This window comes from Chromobacterium aquaticum (assembly GCF_021129195.1).
In the GTDB taxonomy this organism is placed as follows: Bacteria; Pseudomonadota; Gammaproteobacteria; order Burkholderiales; family Chromobacteriaceae; genus Chromobacterium; species Chromobacterium aquaticum.
On sequence record NZ_JAJOHW010000056.1, the window covers coordinates 1 to 748 of the forward strand.

1 protein-coding gene is annotated in these 748 nt (G+C 65.6%); it reads left to right on the plus strand.

Annotated elements, in window-relative coordinates:
* Positions 1-748: phage late control D family protein (locus LQT98_RS09060; RefSeq protein WP_231462026.1), on the plus strand; the 748-nt coding region annotated here is incomplete at both ends.

Here is a 748-nt window from a genome sequence, read left to right on the forward strand (position 1 = left end):
CGAGCATCAGCAAGCCAAGCCGGTGTGCGCGCGGGTACAGACCTTGGCGTTCAAGACCGGCCCGGCGTCGCCGCGCAGCTACTGCCTGCAATACCGAGAATCCGATTACGACTTCATCGTGCGGCTGCTGCACGAAGAGGGTTATGCCTGGCGTTTCGATCATGTCGATGGCGACACCCCCCAGGTGCAATTGGTCGCCTTCGACGACCCCTATAGCCTGCCGCCGGCCAGCGTGGAACGGGTGCGCTTCCACCGCAGCGACGCCACCGAGGCCGAGGATGGCCTGACCGAGTGGAGCGCGCAGCGCCAGATCGTGCCCGGCGCGGTGGCTTTGGCCAGTTTCGACTACCAACCTGTTAGCACCCAGCACAGCGGCGACGACAGCCGCATCGACCAGGGCCAGAACGGCAAGGCGCTGCAATCCTCCTTGCACGACTACGACCCGCAATCGCTGTACTACGCCGGCGACGCCGATCAGCTCAGCCATTACGCCCAGCTGCGCCAGCAAGCGCACGACCTCAAGGCCAAGCAATTCAGCGGCGGCGGTAGCGTGCGCGGCCTGGCCGCCGGCCAGTGGTTCCGCCTGGATGAACACCCGGCCCACGACGGCGACAGCAGCGAACAGCGCGAATTCGTCGTCACTCGCCAGACTTTAAGCGCGCGCAACAACCTGCCGGCGGATCTCAAAGCTTTCCAGGATGGCAAGGAAGCGCAACCGTTCCGTGCCGACTTCGACGCCCAGCGCCGC